The organism is Mycolicibacter hiberniae (genome assembly GCF_010729485.1).
GTDB lineage: Bacteria > Actinomycetota > Actinomycetes > Mycobacteriales > Mycobacteriaceae > Mycobacterium > Mycobacterium hiberniae.
On the sequence record NZ_AP022609.1, the window covers coordinates 1846655 to 1860549 of the forward strand.

The window sequence follows — 13895 nt, forward strand, 5'->3', positions numbered from 1 at the left end:
CTGCATCGTCGCCGGCGCAACTCATTCGCGGCCCAGATCCCGGTGCAGCACCCGTACCGACAGCGCGTCACCGGAATCCTGGGCGTCCAGCAGGCGCGCCAGGGCCTCGGCGATGGCGACACTGCGGTGCTTGCCGCCGGTGCACCCGATGGCCAGGGTCATGTAGCGCTTTCCCTCTCGTCGGTAGCCGCCGACCACCAGGGTCAGCAGCCGGTGGTAACTCCTGAGGAACTCGTCGGCGCCCGGCTGGCTCAGCACGTAGTCGCGCACCGCCGGATGCTGCCCGGTGTGCCGGCGCAGTTCGTCGACCCAATGGGGGTTGGGCAAAAAGCGCACGTCCATCACCATGTCGGCGTCCATCGGCAGGCCGTACTTGAACCCGAAGGACTCGACGGTGATGGATGTCGGAGCGCTGACGGCGTCTCCACCGAACATCTCCTCGATACTCTCCCGCAGTTCGCGAACGCTCAGCACCGAGGTGTCGATGACGAGGTCGGCGGCGGCGCGAACCGGCGCCAGCATGATCCGCTCGGCGGCGATGCCCTCGGTGAGGGTCTGCTGCCCCTGCAGCGGGTGACTGCGGCGGTTGTGTTCATAGCGCCGGACCAGCACGTCGTCGCCGGCCTCCATGAACAGCACGCGGGGATTGATGCCGCGGGTGGCCAATTCGGTGCGTACCGAGTCCAGGTCCCCGGTGAATCCGGCCGAGCGCACGTCCATCACGACTGCCAATTGGGTGATACGCGAGCCCGCCGCCAGGCCCAGGTCCACCATCCGGGTGATCAGGTCCGGGGGCAGGTTGTCGGCGACATACCAGCCCAGGTCCTCCAATACCTTCGCCGCGGTGCCGCGACCGGCGCCGGACAGTCCGGTCACCAGCACGACGTCGATTCCGGCGCCGTCGCCTGGGCCGGCGACGTCGCGCGCCCGCACGCCTTTCGGTGATTCCGTGGTCATCCCGACATCCGTTGCTGTTCAGCGGCGCCCGTCGCGCCGTCGGCTCCCAGTGCCTCGAGTACGGCGGCGGCGGTCGCCGCACCGATCCCCGGGATCGAGGTGAGTTCCTCGACGGTAGCCCGTTTGAGTCGGGCCACCGATCCGAAACGGGAGATCAGCACCTTGCGCCGGTGCTCGCCGAGTCCGGGCACCGAGTCCAGCACCGATTCGGTCATCCGCTTGGACCGCTTGCTGCGGTGGTAGGTGATGGCGAACCGGTGCGCCTCGTCGCGGATCCGCTGCAGCAGGTAGAGCCCTTCGCTCTGCCGGGGCAGGATGATCGGGTCCGGTTCGGAGGGCACCCACACCTCCTCGAGTCGTTTGGCCAGGCCGATGGTCGCCACGTCGGTGATGCCGAGCTCGGCCAGCACCTCGGCGGCGGCATTGACCTGCGGCGCACCGCCGTCGACGACATAAAGATTCGGCGGGTAGGCAAATTTGCGGGACTTTCCTTCCGGAGCAAGGACTTCGGTGTCGTCCAAGTGTCGCCGGAACCGTCGCCGGGTGACCTCTGCGATCGAGGCCACATCGTCGGACCGGCCCTGACCTGCGGCCTCCCGGATCGCGAAGTGCCGGTAGTCGGACTTGCGCGGCAATCCGTCCTCGAACACCACCAGGGATCCGACCACGTCGGTGCCCTGCACGTGGCTGATGTCGACGCACTCGATGCGAAGTGGAGCGTCGGGCAGGCCCAGGGATTCCTGGATATTCTGCAGCGCAGCCGACCGTGCGGTGAAATCCCCGGCACGCTTCATCTTATGTTGCTGCAGAGCGTCTTTGGCGTTGCGCTCGACCGTCTCGGCCAGTACCCGCTTGTCGCCGCGCAGCGGCACCCGAAGCGAGACGCGCGAACCCCGCAGAGTGGACAGCCAACTGGTCAGCTCCTCGGCGTTGGCCGGCAGACAGGGCACCAGGACCTCGCGCGGTACCGGGTTGGTCGGCTCGTCGGCTGCGCCGTCCAGCTCGGCCTGATCGCCGTAGAACTGCGTCACGAACTGCTCGACCATGGCTTCGGATGAACTCTCGGGGTCGGCGGGGTCGCCGGGCTTCTCGACGATCCAGCCGCGCTGTCCGCGCACCCGCCCGCCGCGGACGTGAAACACCTGGACAGCCGCTTCGAGTTCGTCGTCGGCGAACGCCACCACGTCGGCGTCGGTGCCGTCGCCGAGCACCACGGCCTGCTTCTCCAGGGCCCGCCGCAGCGCCGCGACGTCGTCCCGCAGGCGTGCGGCCCGCTCGAAGTCGAGGGCGTCGGAGGCGGCCAGCATCTGCTGCTCGAGACTGCGCACGAGCCGGTCGGTCTTGCCGGCCAGGAAATCGCAGAAGTCGTCCACGATCCGCCGGTGCTCAGCAGCGCTGACCCGCCCGACGCACGGCGCGGAGCACTTGCCGATGTAGCCCAGCAGGCAGGGCCGGCCGATCTGCTGGTGGCGCTTGAACACCCCGGCCGAGCATGTCCGGGCCGGGAAGACCCGCAGCAGCAGGTCCAGGGTTTCCCGGATCGCCCATGCGTGCGAGTAGGGCCCGAAATAGCGCACGCCTTTGCGGCGGGGTCCGCGGTAGACCATCAGCCGGGGGTATTCCTCGTTCAAGGTGACCGCCAGCACGGGATAGGTCTTGTCGTCGCGGTAGCGGACGTTGAAGCGCGGATCGAACTCCTTGATCCAGTTGTATTCCAGCTGGAGTGCCTCGACTTCGGTGTTGACCACCGTCCACTCGACCTTGGCGGCGGTGGTCACCATCTGGCGCGTCCGCGGGTGCAGCCCGGCGATGTCGGCGAAGTACGACGTCAGCCGTGGCCGCAGGCTTTTCGCCTTGCCCACGTAGATGACCCGGCCATGGGGGTCGACGAATCGGTAGACGCCGGGCGCGAGGGGAATAGAGCCGGGCGCCGGACGATAGGTCGCAGGGTCTGGCACGGTAACCAGGCTAGCGTGCGGCTTCTGCCCGGCGAGCAGACACAGAATCGCACTCGAAGAGCCTCAAGGGTGCGATTCTGTGTCTGCTCGCGGCGGGGCGGGCCGATAGCGCGCCATCAGGGCCCGGAGCGTTCGCATGGCCTCCACGGCGTGTTCCTTGTCGGCCGACTGGATGGCCACCAGGGGAATGTATTCGTCGTCAGGCAACTCCAGCCTGGCCCAGCGCTTGCCCGGCGGAAAGGTGACGCCCACCACCTGCGCCCAGGGAATCAACCGGTCACCGAGCGCATTGCGCACCGACACCCCGGATTCGCCGACCCGGACGCGCGCCCGCGTCAACAGCAACAACGCCCCGGCCACGATGAGGCCCAGCACGACGACTGCCACCCGGTCGTAGGTGCGAAAGATCACCCCGCTGGCGCGGATCGTCAGCAGCATGCTCACGACGACGTGGATCGTCACGATCAGGATCGCGACCGTCCACAGGCCGTAACGCATCACGCGCGGGCGCACCTCGAGATCCCACTGCGGGGACCCGGACGGGCCCGTCACGGCGCCGCGCGCAGCTCGCGCAGGGTCAGCGCCGTACTGAGCGCCGCGGCAGCCGCCTGAGCGCCCTTGTCCTCGGTGGAATCCGGCAGTCCGGCGCGGTCCAGCGCCTGCTCCTCGTCGTTGACGGTGAGCACGCCGTTGGCCACCGGGGTGGCGGCATCCAGCGAAACCCGGGTCAGGCCCTGCGTCACCGCGTCGCACACATAGTCGAAATGCGGTGTGGCGCCCCGGATCACCACACCCAGGGCTACGACCGCGTCGTGGTTGCGCGCCACTTCCTGCGCCACCACGGGAATCTCGATCGCGCCGAGCACCCGCACCACGGTCGGTTCGGGGATGCCGGCGTCGGCGGCCACCTTGCTGGCCCCCGCCAGCAGCGCGTCACAGATACGGGTGTGCCACGTACTGGCCACGATGGCCAGGCGCACGTCGGAGGCGTGGAGCGCCGGGATTTCCGGGACCCCTGCGGCTGGGCTCATCTACAGCGCTCCGCCGAATTCACCGGGCAGCTGCGCGGCGTCGTCGAAGTCGTCGAGTCCGGTCAGGTCGTGGCCCATCCTGTCGCGTTTGGTCAGCAGGTAGCGGATGTTCTCGGAGTTGGCGCGAACCGGCAGCGGCACGCGCTCGATGACATGGAGACCGTAGCCGTCGAGCCCAACCCGTTTGGCCGGGTTGTTGGTGAGCAGCCGCATCGAGCGAACGCCGAGATCGCTGAGGATCTGCGCCCCGATCCCGTAGTCGCGCGCGTCGGCCGGCAGCCCCAGTTTGAGGTTGGCGTCGACGGTGTCGTCACCGGCGTCCTGCAGCTGGTAGGCCTGCAGTTTGTGCAGCAGGCCGATCCCGCGGCCCTCGTGCCCGCGCATGTAGAGCACCACCCCGCGGCCCTCGTGCGCCACCATCGCCAGCGCGGCGTCCAACTGCGGCCCGCAGTCGCAGCGCCGCGACCCGAACACGTCACCGGTCAAACACTCCGAGTGGACGCGAACGAGCACGTCGTGACCGTCGTTGTCGGGTCCGGCGATCTCGCCGCGGACCAGCGCGACGTGCTCGACGTCCTCGTAGACGCTGGTGTATCCGACCGCCCGGAACTCACCGTGACGGGTCGGGATACGGGCTTCGGCGACGCGCTCGATGTGCTTTTCGTGCTTGCGCCGCCACTCGATCATGTCGGCGATGGAGATCAGCGCCAGGCCGTGCTCGTCGGCGAAGACCCGCAGCTCCTCGGTCTGGGCCATCGCGCCCTCGTCCTTTTGGCTGACGATCTCGCAGATCGCGCCGGCCGGCTGCAGGCCGGCCATCCGGGCCAGGTCGACCGCGGCCTCGGTGTGACCGGGCCGGCGCAGCACCCCACCGTCCTTGGCCCGCAGCGGCACCACATGGCCGGGACGGGTGAAGTCGTCGGCCGCGCTGGCCGGATCGGCCAGCAGGCGCATGGTCGTCGCGCGGTCCGATGCCGAGATCCCGGTGCCGATGTTGTCCTTGGCGTCGACGGTCACGGTGTAGGCGGTTCCGTGCTTGTCCTGGTTCACCGCATACATGGGCAGCAGGCCCAGCCGGTCGCAGATCGCGCCGTCCAGCGGTACGCACAGGTAACCGGAGGTGTAGCGCACCATGAACGCCACCAGCTCGGGTGTGGCCTTCTCGGCGGCGAAGATCAGGTCGCCTTCGTTTTCCCGGTCTTCGTCGTCGATGACGACGACGGCCTTTCCAGCCGCGATGTCGGCAACCGCCCGCTCGACGGTGTCCAACTTCGTCATCTGTGTCACCTTGTTTTCGCCATCGGGGAGCACCCGGACGGCGCTACCTGCCCGTCCAGTATGAACCACCCCGGAACCACGGTTCGCTCCGTGACTCATTCCGTGGGCATTGTCACCAGCCGTTCGACATATTTGGCGATCACGTCCACTTCCAGATTGACCAGCGCACCGACCGGGGCGCGGCCCAGTGTCGTCAGTTCCAGGGTGGTAGGAATCAGCGAGACTTCAAAGTAATCTCCGGCGTCTGCGGCGTCGCGGCCCAGCCCCGACACCGTCAGCGAGGTGCCGTCGACGGTGATCGAGCCCTTCTCCACCACGTAGCGCGCCAGGGCGGCCGGCAAGCCGATGCGCACCACCTCCCAGTGCTGGCCGGGGGTGCGGGCCAATACCCGCCCGGTGCCGTCGACATGCCCCTGCACGATGTGCCCGCCCAGCCGGCTGCCCAGCGCTGCTGCCCGCTCGAGGTTCACCGCACTGCCGACCTGCAAAGACCCCAGGCTGGAACGCTCCAGGGTCTCGCGCATCACGTCGGCGCTGAAGCGACCGCCGGGCTGCACCTCGACCACGGTCAGGCACACCCCGTTGACGGCGATCGAGTCGCCGTGGCGGGCATCGGAGGTGACGGTGGGCCCCTGGATGACCAGGCGCGCAGCGTCGGCGAGGTCCTCGCGGCCGACCAGCTCGCCCAGCTCCTCGACAATTCCGGTGAACATCACAACAGGCTAGCGACGGCCACCGCCGCGGCGGACTCGGGCGCGTCGGCCGTCGTTGTCTACGCTGCTCCGCCTCGGCCGGGCGGCCTCTATACGATGTCCCCCATGCGCAGACTTCTCATCGCCCTGGCCACCGCGACCACCGCTGCCGCGCTGCTGGCCGGCTGTTCATCCAAGGACGCCGGCGGTCCGCTGCCGGACGCGACGACACTGGTCGCGGAATCGGCGACCACCACCGCCAACCTCCAGAGCGCACACCTGGCACTGACCGTGACCGGCCAGATCAAGAACCTCCCGGTCAAGACCCTCGAGGGCGATCTGACCACCCAGCCGGCCACCGCCGCCAAGGGCAACGCGACGATCATGATGCTGGGCTCGGACGTCGACGCCAAATTCGTGGTGATCGACGGTGACCTCTACGCCGCGATCACCGGTGACGACTACGACAACTACGGCGCCGCCGACAAGATCTACGACGTGGCCGCGATCCTGAGCCCGGACAAGGGCCTGGCCAACATGCTGGCCAAGCTGAGCGACACCCAGGCCGTCGGCCGCGACACCATCAACGGTCAGAAGGCCGTCCGGGTCACCGGCAACGCCCCCGCCGACGCCGTGAACTCCCTGGCCCCGCAGCTGAAGGCCACCGCGCCCACCCCGGCCACGGTGTGGATCTCCGAGGACGGCGATCACCAGCTGGTGCAGGCTCAGCTCGACCCCAGCGCGGGCAACGCCATTCAGATGACCCTGTCGAATTGGAATGCCCCGGTCACGATTGAGAAGCCGGCGGGAGCGTAATGGCAGTCAACCGCCGGCTCGCGATCAGCGCAGGTAGCCTGGCCGTCCTGCTCGGTGCCCTCGACACCTACGTCGTGGTCACGATCATGCGCGACATCATGGCTCCGCAGCCGGCCGGTGTCGGCATCCCCATCAACAAGATTCAGCAGCTCACCCCGATCATCACCTGCTACCTGCTCGGCTACATCGCGGCCATGCCGCTGCTGGGACGTGCCTCCGACCGGTTCGGCCGCAAACTGCTGCTGCAGGTAAGCCTGGCCACGTTCGCCGTCGGTTCGGTGGTGACGGCACTGGCCGGGGATCTGACGACCTTGGTCGCCGGGCGCACCATTCAGGGCATTGCCAGCGGCGCCCTGCTGCCGGTGACCCTGGCGCTGGGCGCCGACCTGTGGTCGCAGCGCAATCGTGCCGGCGTGCTCGGCGGGATCGGCGCCGCCCAAGAGCTCGGCAGCGTGCTGGGCCCGCTGTACGGCATCTTCATCGTCTGGGCGCTGCGGGACTGGCGCGACGTGTTCTGGATCAACGTGCCGTTGACCGCGGTCGCCATGCTGATGATCCACTTCAGCCTGCCCTCACGCGCCGATGCCGAGCAGGACGACACTCCCCCCGAACGCGTCGACGTGGTCGGGGGCCTGCTGCTGGCGGTGACGCTGGGGCTGGCGGTGATGGGTCTCTACAACCCCGAGCCCACCGCCAAGCAGGCCCTGCCGGACTGGGGTCCGCCCCTGCTCGTCGGCGCGGCGGTGGCCCTGCTGGCGTTCGCGGTCTGGGAGCGGTTCGCCCGCACCAAACTGATCGACCCGGCCGGCACCCGGTTCGGCCCGTTCCTGGCGGCGCTGGGCTCCTCGATGTGCGCCGGCGCGGCGTTGATGGTGACGCTGGTCAATGTCGAACTGTTCGGGCAGGGCGTGCTGGGCATGACCCAGAACGAAGCGGCCGGCCTGCTGCTGCGGTTCCTGATCGCGCTCCCGGTCGGCGCCCTGGTGGGCGGCTGGATCGCCACCCGCGTCGGGGACCGACTGGTGGCGTTCGTCGGTCTGCTCATCGCCGCCGGCGGCTACGCGCTGATCTCGAAGTGGCCCGTCGACCTGATCAACTACCACCACAACGTCTTCGGTGTGGTCAGCCTGCCCGCGTTGGCCACCGACCAGATGCTGGCCGGTTTCGGGCTGGGCCTGGTGATCGGCCCGCTGACCTCGGCGGTGATGCGCGCTGTTCCGCCCCGCGAGCACGGCATTGCCGCCTCGAGCGTGGTGGTGGCCCGGATGACGGGCATGCTGGTCGGGATGGCGGCGCTGTCGGCGTGGGGGCTCTACCGCTTCAACCAGATCCTGGCGAGCCGGCCCAAGGCTGTCGGCGACACACTGGCGGAGAAGATGCTGCACAAGGCCGCCAACTCCAAGGTGGCCTTCGCCATGATGTACGGGGAGATCTTCTGGATCACCGCGATCGTCTGCGTGGTGGGCGCGGTGCTCGGGTTGCTCATCGGCAGCAACAAGGTATTCGCCGAGGACCCGGAGCTGCCGGCGCCGGAAGCCGCCCTCGCGCGCTGAGCCGCGGTGCGCTAGTGCGGCACCAGGCTCAGCAGCAGGTCGGGACCGATCTGCTCCATGGTGTCGAAGCGCCAACGCAGCGCCCGGGCGATGTTGGGCACGCCCACGTCGTCGACCGCGGTGACCGGTCCGCCCAACAGTATCGGTGCCACGTAGGCCAGGATCCGGTCGATGGCCCCGGCCCGCAGGAAGGCGCCGGCCAAGGTCGGCCCGCCCTCGAGGAGCACATCGGTGCGGTCGGAGAGCGCCCGCAGCACTTCGGCCGGGTCATGGGTGCGGATCACCATGGTGCGCGAGTCGTCGTTGAGCACGCGGGCGTCCGCGGAGATCTCGCGTCGGCCCACCACCACCCGCAGTGGCTGACGATCGGCGAGGGTGCCGTCGGGAAGCCGGGCGGTCAGCGTGGGGTCGTCGACGAGCACGGTCCCGGTGCCCACCACGATGGCATCGGCCGCGGCCCGGCGGCGGTGCAGGTCGGCTCGGGCCGCTTCGCTGGTGATCCACTGGCTGGAACCGTCGGCGGCCGCGCTGCGCCCGTCGATGCTGGTGGCGTACTTCCAGGTGACGTGCGGTCGGCCGGTGCGCTGCTTGTGCAGCCATTCCCGTAACGGACCGGTGGTGACCGCCTTGGCCTGCACCCCGGAGATCACCCGCACGCCCGCCTCGGCGAGCCTGGCGGCACCGCCCGCGGCGGCCGGGTTGGGGTCCTCGACGGCGTAGATCACCTGCGCCACCCCGGCCGCCAGCAGGGCGTCCACGCACGGCGGGGTCTTGCCGTGGTGATTGCACGGCTCCAGGGTGACGACGGCCGTACCGCCGGCGCTGAGTTCGCCGGCCCGGCGCAACGCCACCACCTCGGCGTGAGCCTCTCCGGCCGGGCGGGTCCCGCCGACGCCCACCACCGCGCCGTCGCGGTCCAAGATGACCGCGCCTACCGGCGGATTGGGGTATGTGGCGCCTTTGACTCGTTGGGACTGCTCGATCGCCAGCAGCATCGCGGCATCGTGGTCGACGGCGTGCTCGGCGGCCGGCTTAGCACTCATGCGCGCAGATGAGGTGACGCCGCCAGGGCCTGACGACGCAGCGATTCCACGGCGGCACCCGGATCGGCCGCGCTGTAGACGGCCGAGCCGGCGACGAAGCAGTCGACACCGGCCGCGGCGGCTTGTTCGACGGTGTCGGCGTTGATCCCGCCGTCGATCTCCACCAGGATGTTCAATTCCCCGGAATCGACGAGCTTGCGCACCGCCCGTACCTTGCTCAGCACCTCGGGGATGAACGACTGCCCGCCGAAGCCCGGCTCGACGGACATCACCAGCAGGGTGTCGAAATCTCGCAGGATCTCCAGGTAGGGCTCCAGCGACGTGCCGGGTTTGATGCTCAGTCCGGCCTTGGCGCCGGCAGCCCGGATGTCGCGGGCCACCGCGACGGGGTTGTCGGTGGCCTCGGCGTGGAAGGTGACGTTGTAGGCGCCGGCCTCGGCATACGGCGGCGCCCACCGGCCGGGGTCGTCGATCATCAGATGGCAGTCCATAGGGATGTCGGTTGCCGCCAGCAGGCTTTGCACCACGGGCAGGCCCAAGGTCAGGTTCGGTACGAAGTGGGCGTCCATCACATCGACGTGCAGCCAGTCCGCGCCCTTGACGGCGGCGGCCTCATCGGCGAGGCGGGCGAAATCGGCCGACAGGATCGACGGCGCGATCATGGGTCGTGACATGGGCTTTAGAGTACTTGTAGGGCCGCAGCGAACATGGCGTCGGTGCCGTGTCGGTGCGGCCACAGCTGCACATGCGGGCCGTTTCCGAGGGCATCGGCGGGCGCGAACAGCTCCCGGGTGTCCAGGGCACGCACCGGGTGCCGGCGCACGGCGTCGGCCACCACCCCCACCGTCTCGGCCAGGTGCGGGGAGCAGGTCGCATACAGCACCACTCCCCCCGGCCGGGTCAGTCCGATTGCCGCGGCCAGCAGCTCGCGCTGCAGCTTGGCCAGGACTGGGATGTCGGCGGGCTGCCGGCGCCAGCGCGCTTCGGGCCGCCGGCGCAGGGCGCCCAATCCGGTGCACGGCACATCCACCAGGGCCCGGTCGAACCCGGGCTGCAGTCCCGAGTCGCGGCCGTCGGCGGTCAGCACCTCCACGTTCAGGCCACGGGTGTTCGCGCTGACCATCGCGGCGCGGTGCGGCGCCTGCTCCACCGCGGTCACCCGCGCCCCGGACTGGGCACCCAGCGCCGCCAGCAGCGCGGTCTTGCCGCCCGGTCCGGCGCACAGATCGAGCCACCGGCCGGTGTCGTCTTCGACCGGAGCCAGCGCGCACGCCCGGGCCACCAGCTGGCTGCCCTCGTCCTGCACCAGTGCCTGACCGGCCCGCACCGGCTCGAGTTGCCCGGGGTCGCCGCCGGGCAGGTACACCGCATACGGCGAATACCGGCCCACTTCGCCGCCCACGGCGGCGGCCAATTCCGCTGCGGTCAGGACACCGGGCCGGGCGGCCAGATGCACCCGGGGACGCTCGTCGTCGCTGGCCAGCACCGCGTCGAGTTCACCGGCGTCGGCGCCCAGCGCGTCGGCGAACGCCTGGGCGATCCAGCGCGGATGGGCGTGCACGAAGGCGGCGTGCCCGATCGGGTCGGCTTCGGCGCTCGGCGCCAGTTCCGCGGTCCAGGATTGCTCGTCGCGCGTGCTGATGGTGCGCAGCACGCCGTTGACGAAACCCGCTCGGGCGGAGTCGAACTCGATGGCCGCCTGCTCGACGGTGGTGGATACCGCGGCATGCGGTTCGACCCGGGTGCGCAACAGTTGGTAGCTGCCCAGGCGCAGCAGGTCCAGCAGCACCGGGTCGATGGTGTCGGGTGAGCGTTGCGCAGCGGCGCCGATGATGGCGTCGAGCAGGCCGCGGACCCGGCAGGTTCCGTAGGTCAGTTCGGTGGCGAAAGCGGCGTCCCGGCCGGTGATTCCGCGCTCGCCCAGCAGCGCCGGCAACGCCAGGTTGGCGTAGGCGTCGCGCTGCGAGACCGCCTGCAGCACGTCGAAGGCGGCGCGCCGCGCCGGGTCCAGCGGCCTGCGGCGGGGTTTGCGCGGGCCGGTTTGGGGGCGCTGCGGCCGATCACGCTGCGGCCGGCCGCGCTGCGGTCCGGTCATGACGCCCGCACCTCGGAGCCGAGCCGGGCACCACGCGCCCAGTCGGCGGCGTCCATGAGCTTCTTACCCGGTGGCTGCACCTGTCCCAACCGCACCGGTTGCGAGCCCGTGCCGACCCAGATGTCGCGGCGGCCGGCGTGGATGTGGCCCGGCGCCAGCTCGCTGCGCCCGTCATCGGTGGATTCGGCGATGGTGACCGGACCGACTTTGACGCGCAGGTCGCCGATCATCGTCCACGCCCCGGGGTTGGGGGTGACGGCGCGGATTCGCCGCTCGATCACCGCGGCCGGCAACTCCCACTGCACCCGCGCGTCCTCGACACTGATCTTGGGCGCATAGCTGACGCCGTCGCGCGGCTGCGGCACCGCCTGCAACGCCCCGTCTTCGATACCGTCCAGGGTCGCCGCCAGCAGTTCGGCTCCGGAGACCGCCAGCCGGGCCAGCAGCTGCTCCGCGGTGTCGTCGGGCCGGATCGTCTCGGTCGCGACGCCGTAGACCGGCCCGGAATCCAGCTCCGGCTCGATGCGAAACGTCGTCGCGCCGGTGACCGCGTCGCCCGCCGCGATCGCGGCCTGCACCGGGGCCGCGCCCCGCCACGCCGGCAGCAGCGAGAAGTGCAGGTTGACCCAGCCGCGCGGCGGTACCGCCAGCAGGGCGTCGCGCAGCAGTGCCCCGTAGGCGACCACCGGACAACACTCCGGCGCCAGTTCGGCCAGCTCGGCGACCGACTCCGGCGCATTGGGCCGGACCGGCCGCAGCACCGGAATGCCGTGGTCGAGGGCCCGGAGGGCCACCGGCGAGGGCTGCGGGCGGCCCCGTCGGCCGGCTGCCGCGTCGGGCCGGGTCAGTACCGCGACCACATCGTGGCGTGGCGAGTCGATCAGCCGCTGCAACGACGGCAACGCGGTGTCCGGGGTGCCGGCGAAGACGATGCGCACCGGGCCAGTTTAGGGAAGCCTCCCGTGGCGGCGACGGCTGCCGCAGCACTCACTGCGGATCGATCACGGCGCGCCAGAGCTCGTGGGCCTCCCGCACGCAGTCGTCGAGTGGTCGCGCCGTATCCACCCGATGCGCGCCGGGCCATCCGAACTCGTGGGCGCCGAGCGCCACCGCGATCTGCGGCGTCGCGTCGGAATTGCCCGGGGCCCTGGTTCTGACGCGCTGGGCCGCGACGTCTGTGGGCAGCACGCACTGGATCTCGGCGATCGCCGCGTGCGTGTCGTCGGCCAGGCGGCGGGCCTGGGCGCGCACTCCCTCTTCCCGCCAGGTGCCGTCGAGGATCACCGATTGGCCGTTGCGAAGGCAGCCGCCCGCGCGCCGCAGGATCTCCGCGTAGACCGCGGCGACGTTGGCCGGTGCGTACAGCCCGGCGTCGAGGTCGCCCGGCCGGCCGCGCAGCTGTCCGGATCCGTGCAGTTCCTTGCGCACGTCGTCGGTGGAGAGCACCGCGGCCCCGACCCGCGCAGCGAGCTCGCGGGCCAGGGTCGACTTCCCGGTTCCCGGACCGCCGCCGACGAGCACCAGGCGGGTGGCCCCGTCCTCGAGGTGGCGTCGGGCGATGGCCAGGTGCTGCGTCGCAGCTGCGCCGGCTCCCGGCTTGCCCTGACTCAGCCGTACGCAGTCGACCTTGGCGCGCACCACGGCGCGGTAGGCGATGTAGAAGTCGCGCAGCGACGCCGGCGCGGTGTCGCCGCAGCGGCCGGCGTAGTGCGCCAGGAAGGAGTCGCCGAGGTCTTTGCGCCCGAGGAACTCCAGGTCCATGGCCAGAAAGGCGGCGTCGTCGATGCGGTCGAGGTAGCGCAGTTCGTCGCTGAACTCCAGGCAGTCCAGCAGCACCGGGCGGTTGTCCGTCCAGAAGATGTCGTCGGCGAGCAGGTCGGCATGGCCGTCGACGATGCGGCCCTCCTCGATCCGCCGGGCGAACAACTCCGACCGCCCCGCGAGGTATGCGGCAGCCAGATCCTGGACGCGGCGCACCGATTCGGCGGACACCGCGGTACCGGCGTGGTCGTTCAACGTGGGGAAGTTGTCGAACCACCGGCGGTAGATCGCCTCGGGGGTGCCCTGCGCGTCGATCTCCGGGTCGTGCGGCGAGCGGTCGTGGAAGTCGGCCAGCACTGCGGCGATGACGTCGAGCACGTGCTCGACCTGCCGGCCGCGCTTGACCAGCGAAGCCAACCGATCCTCGTCGCGGTAGCGGCGCATCACCACGAGCGGTTCAGCGGCCCCGCCGGCGGGGTCGCTGAGGTGCGCGACACCGAAGTAGGCGTCGGGGGCCAGCCGGCTGTTGAGCCGGACTTCTCGCGCGCAGGCCTCCTCGCGCTGTTCGACGGTGCGGAAGTCGAGAAAGTCGGTCTGCAGCGGCTTCTTGGCCTTGTAGGCACGATCGCCGGCCAGGATGACCACGCCGGAGTGTGTCTCGTGGGCCGCGACCGCAGGCGCGGCACCCGCCCCATCCGCGCCGCCGAGGGC

General features: G+C 70.3%; 13 protein-coding genes. 2 read left to right on the forward strand and 11 right to left on the reverse strand.

Annotation, left to right across the window (positions count from 1 at the left end):
* Positions 1-21 precede the first annotated feature (21 nt).
* The 6 genes from rapZ to G6N14_RS08615 form a co-directional block, all read right to left on the reverse strand.
* Positions 22-957 (reverse strand): RNase adapter RapZ, encoded by a 936-nt coding sequence (gene rapZ, locus G6N14_RS08590; protein ID WP_085127795.1) that lies wholly within the window; start codon positions 955-957, stop codon positions 22-24.
* Complete coding sequence (gene uvrC / locus G6N14_RS08595; RefSeq protein WP_085134579.1) at positions 954-2915, reverse strand: excinuclease ABC subunit UvrC; 1962 nt, start codon at positions 2913-2915, stop codon at positions 954-956. Before uvrC ends, rapZ begins: the two co-directional genes overlap by 4 nt.
* Positions 2916-2978: 63 nt before the next feature.
* Complete coding sequence (locus G6N14_RS08600) at positions 2979-3467, reverse strand: PH domain-containing protein (protein WP_407663090.1); 489 nt, start codon at positions 3465-3467, stop codon at positions 2979-2981.
* Positions 3464-3946 (reverse strand): 6,7-dimethyl-8-ribityllumazine synthase, encoded by a 483-nt coding sequence (ribH, locus tag G6N14_RS08605; protein WP_085134578.1) that lies wholly within the window; start codon positions 3944-3946, stop codon positions 3464-3466. The genes G6N14_RS08600 and ribH overlap by 4 nt, the downstream gene beginning before the upstream one ends.
* Positions 3947-5224: a bifunctional 3,4-dihydroxy-2-butanone-4-phosphate synthase/GTP cyclohydrolase II gene (locus tag G6N14_RS08610; protein ID WP_085134643.1), complete on the reverse strand. Its 1278-nt coding sequence runs from the start codon at positions 5222-5224 to the stop codon at positions 3947-3949.
* 95 nt (positions 5225-5319) lie between these two features.
* Positions 5320-5937 carry a riboflavin synthase gene (locus G6N14_RS08615; protein WP_085134577.1) on the reverse strand — a complete coding sequence of 206 codons (618 nt, stop codon included), beginning with the start codon at positions 5935-5937 and terminating at the stop codon, positions 5320-5322.
* A 96-nt stretch (positions 5938-6033) separates the two neighbouring features.
* Between G6N14_RS08615 and G6N14_RS08620 the strand changes: the two genes are divergently transcribed.
* Both G6N14_RS08620 and G6N14_RS08625 read left to right on the forward strand, forming a co-directional pair.
* On the forward strand, positions 6034-6732 hold the full coding sequence (locus G6N14_RS08620; RefSeq protein ID WP_085134576.1) for an LppX_LprAFG lipoprotein: 699 nt from the start codon (positions 6034-6036) through the stop codon (positions 6730-6732).
* On the forward strand, positions 6732-8285 hold the full coding sequence (locus G6N14_RS08625) for an MFS transporter (RefSeq protein WP_085134575.1): 1554 nt from the start codon (positions 6732-6734) through the stop codon (positions 8283-8285). Before G6N14_RS08620 ends, G6N14_RS08625 begins: the two co-directional genes overlap by 1 nt.
* 11 nt (positions 8286-8296) lie before the next feature.
* On the opposite strand, the gene ribD is transcribed toward G6N14_RS08625, so the two are convergent.
* The 5 genes from ribD to G6N14_RS08650 are packed head-to-tail and all read right to left on the reverse strand — an operon-like array spanning position 8297 to position 13829.
* Entirely contained in the window at positions 8297-9328 is a 1032-nt protein-coding gene (gene ribD / locus G6N14_RS08630) for a bifunctional diaminohydroxyphosphoribosylaminopyrimidine deaminase/5-amino-6-(5-phosphoribosylamino)uracil reductase RibD (protein ID WP_085134574.1), read from the reverse strand.
* Complete coding sequence (gene rpe, locus G6N14_RS08635) at positions 9325-10002, reverse strand: ribulose-phosphate 3-epimerase (RefSeq protein ID WP_179960820.1); 678 nt, start codon at positions 10000-10002, stop codon at positions 9325-9327. Before rpe ends, ribD begins: the two co-directional genes overlap by 4 nt.
* 5 nt (positions 10003-10007) lie before the next feature.
* A complete protein-coding gene (locus G6N14_RS08640) occupies positions 10008-11423 on the reverse strand; it encodes an RsmB/NOP family class I SAM-dependent RNA methyltransferase (protein ID WP_085134573.1) in 1416 nt (471 codons plus the stop codon).
* A complete protein-coding gene (fmt, locus tag G6N14_RS08645) occupies positions 11420-12361 on the reverse strand; it encodes a methionyl-tRNA formyltransferase (protein WP_085134572.1) in 942 nt (313 codons plus the stop codon). The genes G6N14_RS08640 and fmt overlap by 4 nt, the downstream gene beginning before the upstream one ends.
* 49 nt (positions 12362-12410) lie before the next feature.
* A complete protein-coding gene (locus G6N14_RS08650; RefSeq protein ID WP_085134641.1) occupies positions 12411-13829 on the reverse strand; it encodes a bifunctional aminoglycoside phosphotransferase/ATP-binding protein in 1419 nt (472 codons plus the stop codon).
* Between the last annotated feature and the right edge of the window lie 66 nt (positions 13830-13895).